The sequence below is a fragment of the Lentibacillus sp. CBA3610 genome (genome assembly GCF_013373365.1).
Lineage (GTDB): Bacteria > Bacillota > Bacilli > Bacillales > Amphibacillaceae > Lentibacillus.
In genome coordinates, this window is the sequence record NZ_CP035925.1 from 1,616,250 (window position 1) to 1,633,943 (window position 17,694).

The following is a 17,694-nucleotide window of genomic DNA, read 5'->3' on the forward strand; positions in this document are numbered from 1 at the left end:
TTTCTTTTCGCAATATAAAAACGAATGAGGTGAATAAAAAATGGCACGTTATTATCGGTATCGTCTACCACCTTGGGCCAGGAATTGCATTGTTGTTATCGAAAAAGTAACTTTGCCGATTTTAATTTTTCAGCTAATCCGCACATTACTGTTTCCTACTTCACTGGATGTCTTTTTACTGGGAGCATTGGTCGGTTTGTTTATAGCATTTTATCTGGAATGGATTTAAGACTCAGATTCATTAGTTGATTCAGCCATGTCATCATCATATTCTGCAAATTCAGCCCACTTAAGACCAAGCTCTAATTGACGAAAAGCTGACTGCAACATTTGTGTCTGCTTGATCATGGTTTGCTGGTCAGATTTTACCGTATAGTTATCAATAAGTGATATGTAATGAGAAGGATCAAGCAAATAAATGGTAAGTAATTGTTGTTCACTTGCCGTTAATGAATTCATACGATTATATGCCGGGAATAGTTTAGCCAGTTGTGCCGGTGATTGCTCATAATTGCGCGCTTGCCTTTGAAGCAGTATTGACAGGTCTGAAACAGCATTATCATATGTTGCTTCTTCCCAATTTATCAAATACGTATGGCGGTCATGAAGAAAGTGAGATGATTTTAAATCCCCGTGGCATAGGCAATAATTCCATTTCTCTTCATTTTCCAGTTCGTTCATGAACCGGCCGACACGATGATCCAGTTCATTCAAAACATTTACAAGCACGTGATAATGTGTGCACACTTGCAGCTCAAACGGTGACATGAAACGATTCTGTTCAAAAAGCTGCACATAGTTTAATAATTTATGTTGGAGGTCTGAACATTCTTTCCGGTACGTGTCAAATCTCTCCAACACCGTTTCCATTTCAACCGATATTGATTCTTTTGTTTTTGCATGGATGTTTCCGATGGCTTCATATGCATTGGTGGTCGCCTCTTCATCACTTGGTTGACCCTCTGGGATCCAGGGTGTCAGATAATAATAATACGAATCATCCATTATGACGTAAAAATTGGATTGATCTGTTAAATAAACCGGTAATATGTTTGTTAAATGAAATGCGGATGCATGATGATATGTTTGTTCCCATGCTGAAACGGTATTTTCCGTCAGCTTGCTTAGCTTTAGTGCATACGTATTACGGCCATCACTCACCTTATATACGCGATTTGTTACCTTTTCGATCTTAGCTGGAATCAGGCCATAGGATTTGATTACCTTCTCTATTGTATACACACTATGATTTCACCACCTTTTGACAAGAAGCAGATACCCCTTACCGAAGAAGCAAGGGGTGTTTACTTTTTTATCCCGCATGTAACTGGCAGTAAGATCCCACTGCAAAACTATGAGGTTAAATCAAAGTGGGGAAGTGGGAAATCAACGACTGAATGAAATGTCACTTTATTTGTTTTTCTTATATGGAATATATAATAGTTGCCCTTCTTCCAGGTTTTCTTCATTCAAATGATTTTGTTTTAAAAGCTGAAGTGCAGAGATTTCATATCGTTCCGCAATGGACTCTACCGTATCGCTGACCTGGACAATACACAACCGCATTTTTGCATATGTTTCTTCCTCATCATCCCTGAACATATCTGCCAAATAACGGACATCTTCCGGTGATGACAGACTTTCATTACTCTCATCATGGTATGCTGACTCAGTGTACTCTACTGATATCGGTGATTCGGCCGGGCTTTCCTGAGATTCCATTTCCGGTATTGAGGGTTCCTGCTGCGGACTTTCATGATAGTCCGTCCCCAAAAACTCAGCAAGTGTTTGCGATTTCTTGCCTTTCCATCTCTCTTTTTCAGAAGTTGTCTCCTGTTCTGTCAACTGATCTTTATCCTGCCCATCTTCTTGAGGCAAAACCGGTGGATGCTGTGTCGTTAAATCAGTTTCTTCAGGTTCTGATTTCTCATTATCAATTTTTATATCAAATTCAAACGTCTCCTCGTCCCTGGGTGTAGCTGCAGACTCTTTTTTATCTTCCTCTTCATACGTATTGATGGCTTCATCACTGATACCATGTATTTCGATAGTCGAACTTAGTTTCAGCTGATTCTGATTAGGCAGTGTATAATCAAACGATTCGACACCTACCATGACATCATCCATATCAGCCACACGATATGCCGGAACAGAAATTTCAACGGGAAACCGATGTGTGAACTCCGCCTGATCATCATCAAGGCTGACGACCTTTTCCACATATCGCCTCGAATGATAATCATCAAAGTCAACTATATCTTCATCTTCTCCCTGGGTGAGAGGTTCTTTTCGGTAAGAACCATGGAGTTCAATAACACCCCTGATTGATATATAGTCACTGAATGGTTGTATGGAAATTTCCGGATCCAGCGAAATTCCAGTCATTTCACCTACTTCCTGTCCTTTTTCAAAAAAGAGCGATTCATCTAAGTCAAAACGAAATATTTCCTGGTTATTTTCCAAATGATTTCCTCCCTTCAATATATATTCCATATACTTATACGTCTTTAATTCAACTATATGACCCCAAATTGGATGATATGCTATTCTATAGAAATCGCCTCCAGTGTTTTTCGAACTGAGGACATACAAAAAAAGCTATCCCGAAGTTGGAATAGCTTTTTGTCTTTCATTTTCGATTGATCCCTTATAAGGCTATTTTCGCTGTTAATCTTTACTTTTCTATTTTTGAAAATGCTTTATTTACCGCTTCAATTGTTTTGTCAATATCTTCATCGGTATGCGCTGTTGATAAAAATACACCTTCAAATTGAGATGGCGGCAGAAGAATACCTTCTTCAATCATTGCCCGGTAATATTGAGCAAAATAGTCTAAATTAGCATTTTGTGCTGTTTCAAAATTAATGACCGGCTCATTCGTAAAGAAGAAACCAACCATTGATCCGGCACGGTTAATCTGAAGTGGTATGTCATAATCGATCGCTGCCTGCTTATACCCTTCTGCCAGTTTATCCACTTTTCGGTTTATTTCTTCGTAGGATGACGCATCCAGAGCTGTTAGCGTTTCATAACCTGCTGTCATGGCAAGCGGATTACCGGATAATGTACCTGCCTGATAAATCGAACCGGTCGGCGCGACACTTTCAATAATGTCACGTCTGCCGCCATAGGCTCCAACCGGGAGGCCACCGCCAATTACTTTCCCTAAGCATGTCATATCCGGTGTCACACCGAAATAGCCTTGCGCACTATTATAACCAACCCGGAAACCGGTCATCACTTCATCAAAAATCAAAAGGGATCCGTTCTCCTCGGTTATTTTTCTTAACTCCTGCAGAAAATTTTCTGTCGGCGGCACAACGCCCATATTACCTGAAACAGGCTCCGCAATCACAGCAGCAATATCATCACCGTACTCAGAAAATGCATAACGTACGCTTTCCACGTCATTATAAGGAACGGTAATGGTATTTTTGACAATCGACTCCGGAACACCCGGACTGTCCGGCAATCCCAGGGTCGCAACACCTGATCCGGCTTTAATAAGCAACGAATCACTATGACCGTGATAGTTGCCTTGAAATTTAAGGATTTTGTTACGGCCGGTGTATCCGCGAGCAACCCGCAAAGCACTCATTGTAGCTTCCGTACCGGAGTTTACCATACGCACCATTTCTACTGACGGAACACGATCAATGACAAGCTCGGCAAGTTTATTTTCCATGATAGTCGACGTACCAAAACTTGTCCCTTTTTCAGTGGCTTCCTTTAAGCTCGAAACAACACGATCATCGGCATGTCCCAAAATTAAAGGGCCCCAGCTTAATACATAATCGATATATTCGTTACCATCGATGTCCGTAATTTTAGAGCCTTTTCCCTGTTCCGTAAAAATCGGGGTCATGTCCACAGAATTAAATGCACGTACTGGTGAGTTCACACCACCAGGCATTAAATCCACCGCTTTCTTATGCGCAGCTTCTGACTTTTCAAAGTTTCGCATTATTCATCACCTCAGATTCGAAATTTCCAATTCATATGTTAATCGCACTTACCCATTAAAACCGGGGATTACTTAACTGCCAGCAGATGTCCGGCTGACCAATTATCCAAAGCGGCAAAAAACACTCAACTGAATCCATTTCATTTTATTCCTGAAGCCATTTTGCCACATCTTTTGCAAAATATGAAATAATTAAATCCGCTCCTGCTCTTTTCATGGCGGTTAATTTTTCAAGTACCAGTTCTTTTTCATCGACCCATCCGTTCATGGCAGCTGCTTTTACCATAGCATATTCGCCACTTACATTATAGGCGACGACCGGTTCATTGATATGATTACGTACATCACGGACGATATCCAAAAATGATAAGGCTGGTTTGACAATCAGGAAGTCTGCACCTTCTTCGACATCTGTTTCTGCTTCACGCAGCGCTTCACGCCGGTTTGCCGGGTCCATTTGATATGTTTTGCGGTCGCCGAACTGTGGTGTGCTGTCAGCTGCCTCACGAAAAGGGCCGAAAAATGCTGATGCATATTTTACAGCATATGACATGATTGGTATATTTTGGTATCCAGCTTCGTCCAGGCCCTGGCGAATAACCGTAACAAACCCGTCCATCATATTGGAAGGTGCAATGATATCCGCTCCGGCCTCTGCTTGTGATACTGCGGTTTTAGCCAATAGCTTCAACGATTCATCATTATCAACATCATGGTTGTGAATGACACCGCAATGTCCGTGTGATGTATATTCACACAGGCACGTATCAGCAACTACGAGCATTTCCGGTGCTTCTTTTTTGATAACACGGGTTGCTTGCTGAACAATTCCGCTTTCTATAAAAGCACCAGTTCCTTGTTCATCTTTCTCATTCGGAACCCCAAACAGCATCACAGCTTTAATCCCAAGTGACTGCAGCTCTTCCATCTCTCGTTTTACATGGTCCAGTGAAATTTGGAAGACACCTGGCATGGATGGTACTTCATTTTTAATATGTTCCCCTTCAACGATGAAAAGCGGATATATAAAATCATCCATTTTCAGGTGATTTTCACGGACAAGCGAACGCATTGCCGCTGAAGAGCGCAAACGGCGGTGCCGCTTAAATTCCCATTCATTACGCATGATCATCTATCCTTTCTGTTCGAAATAGTCACCCATTCGGGCAAGCATCCCATCAATTGTAAACTCATCCGGAACAAGCAGATTAACAAACCCGGCTTCAGACGCCCGTTTCTCGGTTGTGGTACCGATACAGGCAATTGGCAGGTTATAATTAAGCTTCGTTTCCTTCATCTTCATAAACGCATCAACTGAAGATGGGCTTGTAAATGTTATAACATCAAGATCATTTTGTGTCAGTATCGCATTTAACTTCTCTTTCATGGCAAAGTGATAGCCTGTTTCATAGACTTCCAATGTCTGAAATTGAATTCCGTGCTCCTGGAACCAATCGGGAAGCTCATTACGGGACCAATTTCCACGAACAAGCAGAACGGGTTCCTCCATATAGGCATATCCAGCAAAGAATTCGTTGGTCATTGTTTCAGCATTATATGTGGTCGGCATAAAATCTGCACGATAACCATAGCTTTCCAGGGCACGTGCTGTTTTTCGCCCCACAACAGCAAACTTGGCTTCCGAAAAGAGACCCTGATCCACATGATAGTCATTAAGAATTTGAAAAAAACAATCAACACCATTAGCACTGGTAAAAAATAGCCATTTGTTTTGCCTTTGATTCTGAATCAGGTTTATAACGTCTTCATCATACTTACATGAGATTTTTAAAAGGGGGACTTCGACAGGTATCCCACCGTATTGTGAGACTTTACGTGCGAATTCTTTTGCTTGCTTCTTTTCCCGCGTTATTAAAACTTTTTGTCCACCAAGCGGAGCAGCCATTAACTGTCAAGCTCCTTTTTAACGGCTTCAACAATTTCCCTGGCACCCTGGTCAATTAATTTCTGCGCTGCCTCTGTGCCGACTGTTTTCGGATCGGTTCCGCGCACCACTTCCTTTAAGATTGTTTTTCCGTCAGTTGTTCCGACAAAAGCAGTCATCACAATCGTATTACCTTCTAATGCCGCATGTCCTCCAATCGGTACTGAACAGCTTCCTTCCAATAATTTCAGAAATGTCCGTTCAGCCGTTACGGTTTTGGTCGTATCAGGGTCATTTATACGATCAAGCAATTGACGGAGTTCATGATCATCCGCGCGGCATTCAATTGCCAGAGCACCTTGTCCAACCGAAGGCACGCATACATCCGGCTCCAAATATTCAGTGATTAGTTCTTCACTTAATCCAACACGTTTTAATCCGGATACCGCCAAAATGATGGCATCGTAATTTTCTTCATGTAATTTTCGAATGCGCGACTCAATATTGCCGCGAATCCATTTAATTTCCACATCAGGACGTTCTGCGAGAATTTGTGCCTTTCGTCTTAAACTGCTCGTGCCAACGATCGCACCAGCAGGCAAATCTTTTAATAGCACATTATTTTTGGCAATATAGGCATCCCGATGATCTTCCCTGACTGGTATTGAGGTGATTACAAGACCCTCGGGCATTTCAGAAGGCATATCTTTCATACTATGTACAGCAAGGTCAATTTCCTGCTCATACATCGCCTTTTCGATCTCTTTAACGAAAAGAGCCTTGCCGCCTACTTTTGATAATGTGACATTAAGAATTTGATCCCCTCGTGTCACAATTTTTTTGATTTCAAATTCATTGGTAATACCAGCCTGCTGCAACTGGTCAACCACCCATTCCGTTTGGGTTAATGCCAGATTGCTTTTGCGTGATCCAACTACAATATTGCGCATCCGGATTCCTCCTTAGTATAAGGTTGACTTTAAATTCAGTGATTAATAATGTAAATGAAAGTTGGACAAATTACTGAACAGCAGGAAATTAGTCAGTAAAATAAGAAATGCTGCTGAACTGTACATTGATATAGCCTTCCCCTGGTAACCTTTTCCCAATCGTAACAGTAAGTAAAAAACATAAACGACAAGAACAAGTATTGATCCAATCGTCTTCAGGTCAAACCAATAAAACTCGGCATTTGCAGCATATGCCCAGGTAACACCAAGAATAATCGAAATTGTCAGGAGCGGCACCCCTATCGTAACTGCTTTAAACGATAACGCATCCAGCTGTTTCAAATCACCAATCCGCCACATCCAGCGAAACCCTTTTTTGTTCTTTAAAAACCGGTATTGGATGAGGTACATGAGTGAGAAAATAAATGAAACAGTGAAAAAACCATAAGACACAAATGCCAATGTTATATGCGCAATCAGCATTTCATGCACCAGCTCAATTCCCTGCCCTTGCATATGATTTGTTGCTCTGGTTGAAACAAATAATAAAAGAATAAAAAAACCTAATAAATTAATGAAAAACAACATAAATTGAACACGAAAAAGCTTATTGAGAATGAGTGATAACGTTATCAGCACCCAAGCATAAAAAGACAAGCCATCATATAATGTTAGTACTGGAAAACTCTTCTCTATAAATACTTGCTGTAATAAAAAAACGGTTTGCAAAAGCCAAACCATACTAAGTAACCAGAAGGCTGTTCTGTTCGCCTTCCGGTTATGCTGTATAAAATCAATAAAGTACCCTATCAGGCTTAATCCATAAATGATCAATATGATTTCGTAAAGCCATTTTGCTTCAGTCATAACAGAGACCCTTTCTCCTATTGTGTTGATGCATTATTTGCAATAGGAAAGGATACTTCTTCATTTGTTTCTTTTTTAGTATTGTTTTTTTCTGCCTGTTTCTGTAATTCATCCTGGACATTCTCTTCTATGCCAAAAATATCAATAAATTGCTGAAGTGCTTCTTCCTTATTTTCGTTAGCTGCCAATTCCTTAGCCTGTGTGACCGGTTGTTTCAGCAGCTGATTCACAATGCTTTTCGTGTGTTTGTTCAATACTTTTTTCTCACGTGCCGTTAAATCCGGCATTTTACGTTCAATACTTTTCATTGTCTCCGCTTGTATGGATAACGCTTTTTTGCGAAGTGCCGATATGACCGGGACAACGCCAAGTGTTTGCACCCACTCATTAAACGCAACAATTTCTGCTTCAAGCATATTCTCAATACTGTCGGCTGCTGCTTTTCTTGTTGCCAGATTTTCATCAACAATATGTTGCAGATCATCGATATCGTATAGGAATACATTATCCAATTCAGCTATTGCAGGATCCAAATCTCTTGGTACGGCGATATCGAACAGGAACAGCGGTTTACCTTTGCGTTTTTTCTGGATGGTTTGCACTGTATTCTTTGATAACACAACTGAATCAGCGCCGGTTGAACTAATCAGGATATCAGCATCCTGCAGTTGTTCATGCAATTCTTCGACAGGTTTTGCATCTCCCTGGAATGTCTCCGCCAATGATTTGGCTTTTTCGAGTGTACGGTTGACAACCGTAATATGGGAGGCTCCGGATCCATGGATATTTTTTGCGGCCAATTCACCCATTTCACCGGCACCATGTATGACAACATGCTTCTTCTTTAAATCGCCAAAAACTTTTTTCGCCAGCTCAACTGCCGCATAACTGACAGATACGGCATGTTCGCCAATCGCTGTTTCTTTATGCGCTTTTTTGGCAAAGGTGATGGCCTGCTTGAACAATTCATTAAATATTGTTCCGGTCGTATTATTTTCCTGGGCTGTCAAAAACGAATGCTTTACCTGACCTAAGATCTGGGTTTCGCCCAAAACCATTGAATCAAGCCCTGTAGCCACTCGGAATAAATGTTCAACGGTTGCATCACCTTCCGTTATTCGCAAGTAAGGTGAAACATCTTCTTTATCAACCTGCAGCCAGTCAGCAAGAAATTGCTTAATATAGAAACGACCTGTATGGACCTGGTCGACAACTGCAAAAATTTCTGTCCGATTACAAGTGGAGACAATTACATTTTCCAAAATGCTTTTTTGTTCCTTCAGCTTTAACATGGCGTTGTCAATATGGTCTTCGGAAATCATATACCGTTCCCTGATTTCCAGCGGGGCTGATTTGTAATTGAATCCGACTTTGAGCAAATGCACGCTAAATACCTCCAAAAAAATCATTAAAACATAAGTTTATTACTATTATAACATGGACAAGTTCTTACATTTATCTTAAAATGTGAACAGATTTTGAAACAAAACTTTTGGTTCAATCGTACTTCATTGTATTGTATGTTAATCCGTTTGTACTTTATCACATGCTCATGAAAGACGCAAGAAATCCGCCAGACGCGCCCATGTTTATGAAAGAAGGTGGACAGTTTGAAACGTCAGCATTCTTTTGCTGCCTATATATTAATCGGCATAGGTGTTTACTTTTTATTGCGAGAGCTGAAAATCCCGATTATAACCGATTTTTATTCATGGCCTACACTGCTTATTATTATTGGAATCGCATTACTTATACATAGCTATACATCGAAAGATTATCAGCATTTGTTAAGTGGAACGATTGTTCTGGGATTGGGCATCCATTTTCATGGATTAAATCATTATACTTTCTGGATTGATCATTGGGCGGTATATCCGCTGATTGTGGGGATTGCGGTGATTGTACGCAGTCTGAGAACAAAACATGGCCTATTTACCGGAATCTTAATCAGCGCCATATCCATCCTCTTAATATTTTCAATCCGATTGCCGGCAGCATTCGACTGGGTTTACGATTTAACCGCACTTCTGGAACGCTTTTGGCCGCTCATTTTGATTGGGATCGGGATATATTGGCTTAAAAAGAAAAGATAAAAAGAGGTTGGGACATAACCAAAATGATCAATTCTAAAGATGAACAATAAATTACTTTAGCGGAGTATATTTCCGTAGCGGTATATATGCACCAACTTAAGTTCGGATTTCCCTTTAGTAAAAGCGCTTTTGTCCCAATCTCTTTTTATCTGACGGTTACAGATATTGTCTGATCGCATGCCATGCATCGTCTTTTCCCTCGCCGGTTTCTGCTGAGAAGGGAATGATAATATCATCTGCTTCAATATTTAATACCTGATGTGTTTGTTTTAAATGTTTGCTGCGTTTTCCTTTAGGGACCTTATCCAGTTTTGTTGCAATCACGATAACCGGCAGTTCATAATACTTCAAAAAATCATACATGACAACATCATCTTTTGTCGGCTCATGCCGGATATCTGTAATCATGACACAAGCATTCAGAACGTCTCGTGCCGCAAAGTATTCTTCCATCATGACGCCCCATTTTTTCCGTTCCTGTTTAGAAACTTTTGCATACCCGTAGCCGGGAACATCAACAAAATAAAACATGTCATTTATTTTATAAAAATTCAATGTTTGCGTTTTACCCGGTTTTGATGATGTCCGGGCCAGATTTTTCCGTTGGATGAGTTTGTTTATAAACGATGATTTCCCGACATTTGACCGGCCTGCCAGTGCTATTTCAGGCAGCCGTTCATTTGGATACTGTTTTTGGCTGACTGCGCTTATGACAATTTCAGCATCAGTTACTTTCATGTTTTTCCCCCGTCAGCGTATAGTTTAACACTTGGTCCAGATGATTCACTTTAATAAACGTTAGACCATCACGCACACTTTCTGGTATATCTTCAATATCTTTTTCATTTTCTTCAGGAATAATTATCTTTGTTAAACCTGCCCGATGCGCACTCAGCGATTTTTCCTTCAAGCCGCCGATGGGCAGGACACGCCCACGCAATGTGATCTCACCCGTCATGCCAACTTCTTTCTTCACTTCCCTGCCGCTTAATGCCGAAACAAGCGCTGTGGCCATTGTAATACCTGCTGAAGGTCCATCTTTGGGTGTCGCACCTTCAGGGACATGAATATGAATATCATATTTCTCATGAAAATCAGGATCGATATTCAATTCATCGGCACGGGACCTGATATAGCTGAATGCAGCCTGTGCTGATTCCTGCATGACGTCACCAAGCTTCCCAGTAAGGGTCAACTTGCCCTTTCCAGGATAATGGGAAACTTCAATCGATAATGTATCACCACCAGCTGCCGTATAGGCCAAACCGGTAGCTGCTCCAACCTGGTTCTCCTCTTCCATTCGGCCATATCGGAAAAGAGCTTTCCCCAGTAGTTCTTCAATCGTTTTTTCAGTAACAATAACACGCTTTTTCTCACCGGAAATGATTATTTTTGCTGCTTTTCTGCAAAGTTTCGCCAGTTGCCGTTCAAGATTGCGCACACCGGCCTCACGTGTGTATGTTCGAATTAATTTCAGTAAGGCCTCATCACGGATTTGAAGATTGCTTTTGTTCAACCCATTTTCTTTCAGCTGCTTGGGCAGTAAATGTTCTTTGGCAATATGGAGTTTTTCGATTTCAGTATAACCGGCAATATTAATAAGCTCCATCCGATCCAATAAAGGCCCCGGAATGTTATTAACATAGTTGGCGGTGGCAATAAACAGCACATTGGATAAGTCATATGTTTCTTCAATAAAATGGTCGCTGAAATTGCTGTTTTGTTCAGGATCCAATACCTCCAGCATAGCTGAAGACGGATCTCCGCGAAAATCACTGGCCATTTTATCAACTTCATCAAGTAAAAATACCGGATTGACTGACTCTGCTTTTTTCATCCCCTGGATAATTCTGCCGGGCATTGCGCCAATATAAGTCCGGCGATGGCCGCGGATTTCAGCCTCATCACGAACCCCCCCAAGGGAAATACGGACGAAATTCCGGTTAATCGAACGGGCGATTGAATTCGCCAATGACGTTTTTCCGACCCCCGGCGGCCCGACAAGGCAAAGTATCGGTCCCTTGATTGATTGTGTTAATTTCTGGACTGCAAGGTATTCTAATATCCGCTCTTTCACTTTATCCAATCCATAATGATCTTCATCAAGTATGTCCTGTGCTTTGTCGATTTCAATCATATCTTCCGTTTTTTCGGTCCAGGGAAGCACAAGCAGCCATTCAATGTAATTACGGATAACCGAACTTTCAGCAGAGCTTTGGGGTACTTTTTCGAATCTGTCCAATTCTTTCATGGCAACTTCAACGATTCGCTCAGGCATATCTGAATCCTTGACTTTTTCTCTTAATTGTTCGGCTTCACCGGATTTGCCATCTTTTTCGCCCAACTCTTTTTGGATTGCCTTTAATTGTTCACGCAGGTAATATTCCTTTTGTGTTTTTTCCATTGAATTTTTGACACGCTGGCCGATTTTCTTTTCCAGATCAAGAACTTTCTTTTCATTTGAAATCAATTGGACCAGGTATTGCAATCGTTCTTTCACATTCACCATTTCCAATAAATCCTGCTTGTCTTTTATTTTCAGGGACAGGTGTGATGTGACGATATCAGCTAATCTGCCTGGTTCATCAATATCAGAAACGGTGGCTAACGTTTCCTTTGTTATTTTTTGTGAGACTTTTATGTATTGTTCAAATTGTCTGAGCAATGAACGCATAAGTGCTTCCTCTTCATTCTGTTCACCACGTTCATCTTCCAATTCATTAACTTCAACCGTGAATTCCTCATTTTCATCCACAAAACGGCTGATCTCCCCACGGCGAAGCCCTTCCACCAACACGCGTATTGTGCCATTGGGAAGTTTCAGCATTTGTTTAACGTATGCTATTGTGCCTATCCGGTAAATATCCTTTTTTTCGGGATTGTCCAAGCTCACTTGTTTCTGAGCAGCGAGAAAAATGGTTTGATCCCCCATCATTGCTTTTTCCAGAGCCGCAACGGATTTATCACGTCCAACATCAAGGTGCAATACCATCGATGGAAAGACGAGTAAACCACGCAATGGCAGGAGGGGCAATTGTTTAGCGTCGGTAGTCATTGTATGTATACCTCCATCTATACTGGAATTATTATGTAAGCGGCAGTTCAAAAATCCTGGCAAAACCACCCGAAAGTCGTTTTTCCTCTTTTGCACACTCACTCGGGTTAGCTTTATTTGATTAAAGTCTATAGAAAACTTCTTTCTTTGTAAATCAATTGGTTTGATTATTAGTATTGCCAGGCAGATTAAAACTACTCACACAGTTATTTTATTGAGCCCTAAACATAGAAAGAGACTGACATCAACAGTCAGCTCCACTTTTTTGACAGCCTGTAAAAGGAGTCCAACAAATGTCAGTCCCTGATATTTAAATTTCATTCATTGTGACTATGCGCTTTCTCTGGGTAATTTTTCATTTTCATCTTGTACCGTACCATCGCTGAATACCAATTTAGGTCTTCCGTTCTCTTTCTTAACTGTATCCTCTGTAATGATACATTTTTCAATATCCTCGCGCGATGGCAGTTCAAACATCACATCAAGCATAATGCTTTCAATGATTGAACGTAAGCCCCGTGCCCCAGTTTTCCGTTCGATTGCTTTATGGGCAATCCCTCTAAGGGCGTCTTCCTCAAATTCAAGCTCAACATTATCAATTTCAAAAAGCTTTTCATATTGTTTAACAAGAGCGTTTTTAGGCTTCGTCAGAATTTCAACAAGGGCGTCCTCATCCAGCGGTGTCAAACTGCCGACAACCGGAATTCGGCCAATAAATTCAGGTATCAAACCGTACCGCAGCAGATCCTCGGGCAGTACTTTTTGCAGCAGCTCACTCTGATCCATATCCTGCTGTGTATTATCAGAACCGAAACCAATCACTTTCTTACCTAATCGGCGTTTAACAATTTGGTCTATTCCATCAAAAGCACCACCGACAATAAACAAGACATTGGTCGTATCAATTTGAATAAATTCCTGATGCGGATGTTTGCGTCCGCCCTGTGGCGGCACACTGGCAACCGTTCCTTCCAGTATTTTTAAGAGCGCTTGCTGTACACCTTCCCCTGACACATCACGGGTAATGGAAGGATTTTCGGATTTACGGGCAACTTTATCGATTTCATCGATATAAATAATACCTTTTTCAGCTTTCTCCACATCATAATCTGCCGCTTGAATCAGTTTCAGTAAAATGTTTTCAACGTCTTCCCCGACATAACCCGCTTCTGTCAATGACGTTGCATCAGCCATGGCAAATGGCACATTTAGAATTCTTGCAAGTGTTTGAGCCAGTAATGTTTTACCAGACCCAGTCGGTCCCAGCATAGCGATGTTACTTTTGGCTAACTCAACATCATCAGAATTTTGGGACGTATTAATTCGTTTGTAATGATTATAAACCGCTACAGACAAATTCTTCTTTGCTTCTTCCTGGCCGATAACATAATCGGCAAGGGTTTCATTGATTTCTTTTGGTTTGGGAAGTTCTTCAAACTCAGTTGCTTCTTCTGTGCCAAGTTCTTCTTCCACAATCTCCGTACAAAGTTCGATACACTCATCACATATATAAACGCCTGGACCAGCTACTAATTTACGAACTTGATCCTGACTTTTTCCGCAAAATGAACATTTTAATTGTCCCTTTTCTTCATTAAATTTAAACATTACATTTTCACTCCTAAAAGGTTAAATCTGCATTTCATCTTTTTGGTTACATTTTAACTTAACGTCATCATATCAAATCAAAATGTGAAAACAAAATAATAACTCTTTTTCCAGTACATTTTAGTATGGAGCCATTTTTTAACAAGCAACAGGGAACCTAATCATCATTTTGGAAGGAAAATACTTAAAATTCCCAATCCTTATTATCGTATGTTGAATGGACGGGATAGATACCAAAATCGGAGAAAGTTTAAAGCAAGGTGCGACCATCCGCACCTTGCTTTAACATGTTTGTTCATTGAATTCATAACTGAAATTACACGGTTTGACTATGCTCGACCAAAAACTCAATTGATTTTCTGGCTTTGAGATCTTCTTTAAGCGCATCAGCATTTCCGCCTAAAATCTGTTTCAGCTGATCGACATCTGTTCCATACATAGATGCCATATTGCTTAGCTCTTCTTCAACATCTTCATCTGTCACTTCAAGGTTTTCTGCATTGAAAATAGCTTCAAGCGTTAAATTCGTTTTGACACGCTTCTCGGCATCTTCACGCATTTGTTCTTTCAATGCATCTTTGTCCTGACCAGAGAACTGATAATACATATCCAGTGTCATGCCCTGCATTTGGAGACGCTGTTCAAATTCCTGCAGCATGCGGTCCAATTCCGTTTCAACCATCGCATCCGGAATCGTCACTTCTGCATTATCCGAAGCTTTTTCAATCAACGTATCGCGTTTTTGATTTTCGGCATCCTGTTCTCTCTGGCTTTGCAATTCTTCTTTTTTCTTTTCTTTCAGTTCAATCAGTGTTTCGACTTCTTCATCAACATCTTTGGGCAAACTCATCATCCAAACTCAGGCAATTTCTTTCGTTTGACGTCATGAATTTTTACAACTGAATACAGCTTCTTTTCCTGCTAATGCTCGGCATGAATAATCTTCAGGGAATGTAACATTTAATTTTCGTTTCCTCGCCGGAAAGCTTTTCGACAATTCTTCTCAAAACCGGAATAAATTGACTGAGCCGTTTTCCAGTGGATATCTTCACCTTTTCCGCCTTCAAAGCCTCTCCGTCAATGAATCCTTCAAATCCATCACAACGGGTCGCCTTCTTCAATGTTTACCTTCTCTTTAACAATCAATTCAGCATGATGTTCACGCTGATGCTCCAATTCATGGTCGACATCTCATCTGTTACTTCAACCGTTTCTCTTCCACTTCCAGGCCTTTAATAGTCACATGTGACTTCCGGTTTCACATTGACAGTAGCCTTGATATAAGATCTTTCCTTTTCGAATTTGATCAAATGTCTACTTCCGGCTGCTCAATCGGCTCAAATTCCAGTGTCTTCGATAGCTTTTGATAAGCATCCTGAAGTACAATGTCACAGCATCCTGATATAAAGACTCGACACCGAAACGTGATCAAAAAAATTTTACGCGGAACTTGCCTTTACGGAAAGCCTGATTTGGCACATCCTTAACAACTTTTTTGAAAGCCTGATCCAATGCTTTATCAAATTCATCGGCAATGACAAACGTCAGCAGGCCTTGATTTTCTTGTTTTTTCCCAATTTTGGACAATAACATACCTCCAAATCTATTATTCCTTTAAATTTTAAACGATTCATGATAACATAAATTTATAAATAGCAAATTTGCAACCAACATTATAACATAAAATATGGCGGCCTTTCAAAGCATTACAGGTCATTTGAATCTGTTATTTATGCTTCTATTATGTGGCATATAAAAGCTTCACATATTTTAATTTTCTTCCATATAATTGGATTACCTGTCTGCCTTCATTTGAACGATTTTTCGTATGTATATCCAAATACTCTTCGCCTATTTTCGTTAATGCCGATGCAATCGTGCTCGCGTCATCTTCTCCTGGCGCATCGGGTAACGTAACATAGAGATAAATGCCGCAATAATTGTTCATTAACTGAAATAAAGTTGGATTAATCATGTTCAAGCTCACTATATAATCACCAATGTTTGCTGCATCGTTGAAATGAGATTCTAACGCTGCTATGTGGTCCGGCTTGGATTGTCCACTTTGCACCAAGCTTATGTATCTTCACTTTGCCTGTGATCCTTTTCTTTCAGCCATATAAAATGGCGTTTTAGTGGACGGATGTACGCGATCATCCGTTAAAAGTGATTTCATCTGTTCGTTGGGTATATCCAATTTTACGAATTTGTCAAACTAAAAGTATACTGATATGCATGATTTCTCAATCAAACCGCCTAAATAAATCATTTATGTATTCAGGTGTTTTTTCGATTCGGATATCATGCAGCATCTTTCGGCTCATAATCATATAAGTTTGCTGGAACTGTTCTTCATTTCAGCCGGCACCAGGTCTGATTCCAATTCCTGTTCAACCTGATTCATGAGCAATTGATATTGACTGGTCTGAAATAATATTGTTAAGTAGATATGGACGTAGTGATAATAGTGTTCATCTTTATGTATTAACAACGATTCACAAAAGTCCTGTGCTTCCTTGTATCGGTTCAGTTCCATCAGACACATTAACTTGCCGATCATAACTTCATGATTCTGAACGCCATACCCTAATAACTGATCAAGTTTCGCCAGAGCTTCTTCGTATCTTTTCTCTTTTAGTGCCAAAAGGCTCTCTTCTTCTAAAGTCATTCGCCATTTCGGAGAAGAATGACATTTCCCCCTTGTTACTTTCCATAAATTCACTCCTTTCTGTTCAAATAAGCTATTTAATGGGACTTAACCGCTTATCCAATGATAAGGCTATATTCTCCTTGGTTTTAACTCAATCGTCTTGAAATGTGGATCCTACATCAGCTACATGAGGGAATAAAAATCATACTATAGCCGTACCTGGTTTATTTGAAATAAAACTGCTATGTAATAATACCTCATAGATAACATATTCAACAATTATTCATTTTTATATCGTATCATATACAATACTCTTACCGCTATACTATTGACAAATTGTTTAAAAGTACATATAATAAATCTTTGTCCGTCAAAAGAAATTCGCGCGGGGTGTAGTTTAGTGGTAAAACCTCAGCCTTCAAGCTGATGTCGTGGGTTCGATCCCATCACCCGCTCCATAACATATGAATGTCAGTAGCTCAGCAGGATAGAGCAACAGCCTTCTAAGCTGTGGGTCGCGAGTTCGAATCCTGCCTGGGAACGCTACCTGAGAAAACTCGGCTCCCGCCTCGTCTTTCCAGAGGTCAGAGGCCGGAAGTCACTTGAGGAAATCGTGAGTTAG

General features: G+C 40.5%; 18 protein-coding genes and 2 tRNA genes. 4 read left to right on the forward strand and 16 right to left on the reverse strand.

The window, feature by feature from the left end:
* Window positions 1–40 precede the first annotated feature (40 nt).
* Complete coding sequence (locus Len3610_RS08235; protein WP_176447524.1) at window positions 41–229, forward strand: hypothetical protein; 189 nt, start codon at window positions 41–43, stop codon at window positions 227–229.
* Here Len3610_RS08235 and Len3610_RS08240 read toward each other — a convergent pair.
* The 8 genes from Len3610_RS08240 to hemA all read right to left on the reverse strand — a co-directional run bounded on the left by Len3610_RS08240 (window position 226) and on the right by hemA (window position 9,051).
* Entirely contained in the window at window positions 226–1,242 is a 1,017-nt protein-coding gene (locus Len3610_RS08240) for a phosphotransferase (RefSeq protein ID WP_176447525.1), read from the reverse strand. The genes Len3610_RS08235 and Len3610_RS08240 overlap by 4 nt on opposite strands.
* 168 nt (window positions 1,243–1,410) lie before the next feature.
* Window positions 1,411–2,463, reverse strand: coding sequence for a stage VI sporulation protein D (spoVID, locus tag Len3610_RS08245; protein WP_255259844.1), 1,053 nt, complete (start codon window positions 2,461–2,463; stop codon window positions 1,411–1,413).
* Window positions 2,464–2,674: 211 nt separating this feature from the next.
* The gene (hemL, locus tag Len3610_RS08250; RefSeq protein ID WP_176447527.1) at window positions 2,675–3,964 is read right to left on the reverse strand and encodes a glutamate-1-semialdehyde 2,1-aminomutase; all 1,290 of its coding nucleotides are present in this window, start codon (window positions 3,962–3,964) and stop codon (window positions 2,675–2,677) included.
* A gap of 145 nt (window positions 3,965–4,109) precedes the next feature.
* Complete coding sequence (gene hemB, locus Len3610_RS08255) at window positions 4,110–5,090, reverse strand: porphobilinogen synthase (RefSeq protein WP_176447528.1); 981 nt, start codon at window positions 5,088–5,090, stop codon at window positions 4,110–4,112.
* Window positions 5,091–5,096: 6 nt separating this feature from the next.
* Window positions 5,097–5,870 carry a uroporphyrinogen-III synthase gene (locus tag Len3610_RS08260; protein WP_176447529.1) on the reverse strand — a complete coding sequence of 258 codons (774 nt, stop codon included), beginning with the start codon at window positions 5,868–5,870 and terminating at the stop codon, window positions 5,097–5,099.
* Window positions 5,870–6,799 carry a hydroxymethylbilane synthase gene (gene hemC, locus Len3610_RS08265; protein WP_176447530.1) on the reverse strand — a complete coding sequence of 310 codons (930 nt, stop codon included), beginning with the start codon at window positions 6,797–6,799 and terminating at the stop codon, window positions 5,870–5,872. The genes Len3610_RS08260 and hemC overlap by 1 nt, the downstream gene beginning before the upstream one ends.
* A gap of 42 nt (window positions 6,800–6,841) precedes the next feature.
* Window positions 6,842–7,666 carry a cytochrome C assembly family protein gene (locus Len3610_RS08270; protein ID WP_176447531.1) on the reverse strand — a complete coding sequence of 275 codons (825 nt, stop codon included), beginning with the start codon at window positions 7,664–7,666 and terminating at the stop codon, window positions 6,842–6,844.
* 17 nt (window positions 7,667–7,683) lie between these two features.
* A complete protein-coding gene (gene hemA, locus Len3610_RS08275) occupies window positions 7,684–9,051 on the reverse strand; it encodes a glutamyl-tRNA reductase (RefSeq protein ID WP_176447532.1) in 1,368 nt (455 codons plus the stop codon).
* Window positions 9,052–9,267: 216 nt separating this feature from the next.
* Between hemA and Len3610_RS08280 the strand changes: the two genes are divergently transcribed.
* Entirely contained in the window at window positions 9,268–9,759 is a 492-nt protein-coding gene (locus Len3610_RS08280) for a LiaI-LiaF-like domain-containing protein (RefSeq protein WP_369693658.1), read from the forward strand.
* 156 nt (window positions 9,760–9,915) lie between these two features.
* Here Len3610_RS08280 and yihA read toward each other — a convergent pair whose 3' ends face one another.
* The 8 genes from yihA to Len3610_RS08310 all read right to left on the reverse strand — a co-directional run bounded on the left by yihA (window position 9,916) and on the right by Len3610_RS08310 (window position 17,066).
* The gene (yihA, locus tag Len3610_RS08285; RefSeq protein WP_176447534.1) at window positions 9,916–10,497 is read right to left on the reverse strand and encodes a ribosome biogenesis GTP-binding protein YihA/YsxC; all 582 of its coding nucleotides are present in this window, start codon (window positions 10,495–10,497) and stop codon (window positions 9,916–9,918) included.
* Window positions 10,484–12,814: an endopeptidase La gene (gene lon, locus Len3610_RS08290; RefSeq protein ID WP_176447535.1), complete on the reverse strand. Its 2,331-nt coding sequence runs from the start codon at window positions 12,812–12,814 to the stop codon at window positions 10,484–10,486. Before lon ends, yihA begins: the two co-directional genes overlap by 14 nt.
* 330 nt (window positions 12,815–13,144) lie before the next feature.
* Window positions 13,145–14,422, reverse strand: coding sequence for an ATP-dependent protease ATP-binding subunit ClpX (gene clpX / locus Len3610_RS08295; protein ID WP_176447536.1), 1,278 nt, complete (start codon window positions 14,420–14,422; stop codon window positions 13,145–13,147).
* A gap of 316 nt (window positions 14,423–14,738) precedes the next feature.
* The gene (locus Len3610_RS21765; protein ID WP_369693659.1) at window positions 14,739–15,266 is read right to left on the reverse strand and encodes a SurA N-terminal domain-containing protein; all 528 of its coding nucleotides are present in this window, start codon (window positions 15,264–15,266) and stop codon (window positions 14,739–14,741) included.
* A gap of 100 nt (window positions 15,267–15,366) precedes the next feature.
* On the reverse strand, window positions 15,367–15,543 hold the full coding sequence (locus Len3610_RS21770) for a hypothetical protein (protein ID WP_369693660.1): 177 nt from the start codon (window positions 15,541–15,543) through the stop codon (window positions 15,367–15,369).
* A gap of 307 nt (window positions 15,544–15,850) precedes the next feature.
* Window positions 15,851–16,009, reverse strand: coding sequence for a trigger factor (locus Len3610_RS21775; RefSeq protein ID WP_369693661.1), 159 nt, complete (start codon window positions 16,007–16,009; stop codon window positions 15,851–15,853).
* Between the two features lie 154 nt (window positions 16,010–16,163).
* Window positions 16,164–16,496 carry a hypothetical protein gene (locus Len3610_RS08305; RefSeq protein WP_176447537.1) on the reverse strand — a complete coding sequence of 111 codons (333 nt, stop codon included), beginning with the start codon at window positions 16,494–16,496 and terminating at the stop codon, window positions 16,164–16,166.
* Window positions 16,497–16,748: 252 nt separating this feature from the next.
* The gene (locus Len3610_RS08310) at window positions 16,749–17,066 is read right to left on the reverse strand and encodes a tetratricopeptide repeat protein (RefSeq protein ID WP_176447538.1); all 318 of its coding nucleotides are present in this window, start codon (window positions 17,064–17,066) and stop codon (window positions 16,749–16,751) included.
* Window positions 17,067–17,457: 391 nt separating this feature from the next.
* Here Len3610_RS08310 and Len3610_RS08315 point away from each other — a divergent pair.
* Both Len3610_RS08315 and Len3610_RS08320 read left to right on the forward strand, forming a co-directional pair.
* Window positions 17,458–17,530 (forward strand) — tRNA-OTHER (locus tag Len3610_RS08315).
* Between the two features lie 15 nt (window positions 17,531–17,545).
* A tRNA-Arg gene (locus Len3610_RS08320) sits at window positions 17,546–17,612 on the forward strand.
* The last annotated feature ends 82 nt before the right edge of the window (window positions 17,613–17,694 follow it).

Coding starts and splice junctions, on each gene's coding strand:
- Len3610_RS08235 (WP_176447524.1), top strand. CDS start 41: ATGGCACGTTATTATCGGTATCGTCTACCACCTTGGGCCAGGAATTGC.
- hemL (WP_176447527.1), bottom strand. CDS start 3,964: ATGCGAAACTTTGAAAAGTCAGAAGCTGCGCATAAGAAAGCGGTGGAT.
- hemB (WP_176447528.1), bottom strand. CDS start 5,090: ATGCGTAATGAATGGGAATTTAAGCGGCACCGCCGTTTGCGCTCTTCA.
- Len3610_RS08260 (WP_176447529.1), bottom strand. CDS start 5,870: ATGGCTGCTCCGCTTGGTGGACAAAAAGTTTTAATAACGCGGGAAAAG.
- hemC (WP_176447530.1), bottom strand. CDS start 6,799: ATGCGCAATATTGTAGTTGGATCACGCAAAAGCAATCTGGCATTAACC.
- Len3610_RS08270 (WP_176447531.1), bottom strand. CDS start 7,666: ATGACTGAAGCAAAATGGCTTTACGAAATCATATTGATCATTTATGGA.
- yihA (WP_176447534.1), bottom strand. CDS start 10,497: ATGAAAGTAACTGATGCTGAAATTGTCATAAGCGCAGTCAGCCAAAAA.
- lon (WP_176447535.1), bottom strand. CDS start 12,814: ATGACTACCGACGCTAAACAATTGCCCCTCCTGCCATTGCGTGGTTTA.
- clpX (WP_176447536.1), bottom strand. CDS start 14,422: ATGTTTAAATTTAATGAAGAAAAGGGACAATTAAAATGTTCATTTTGC.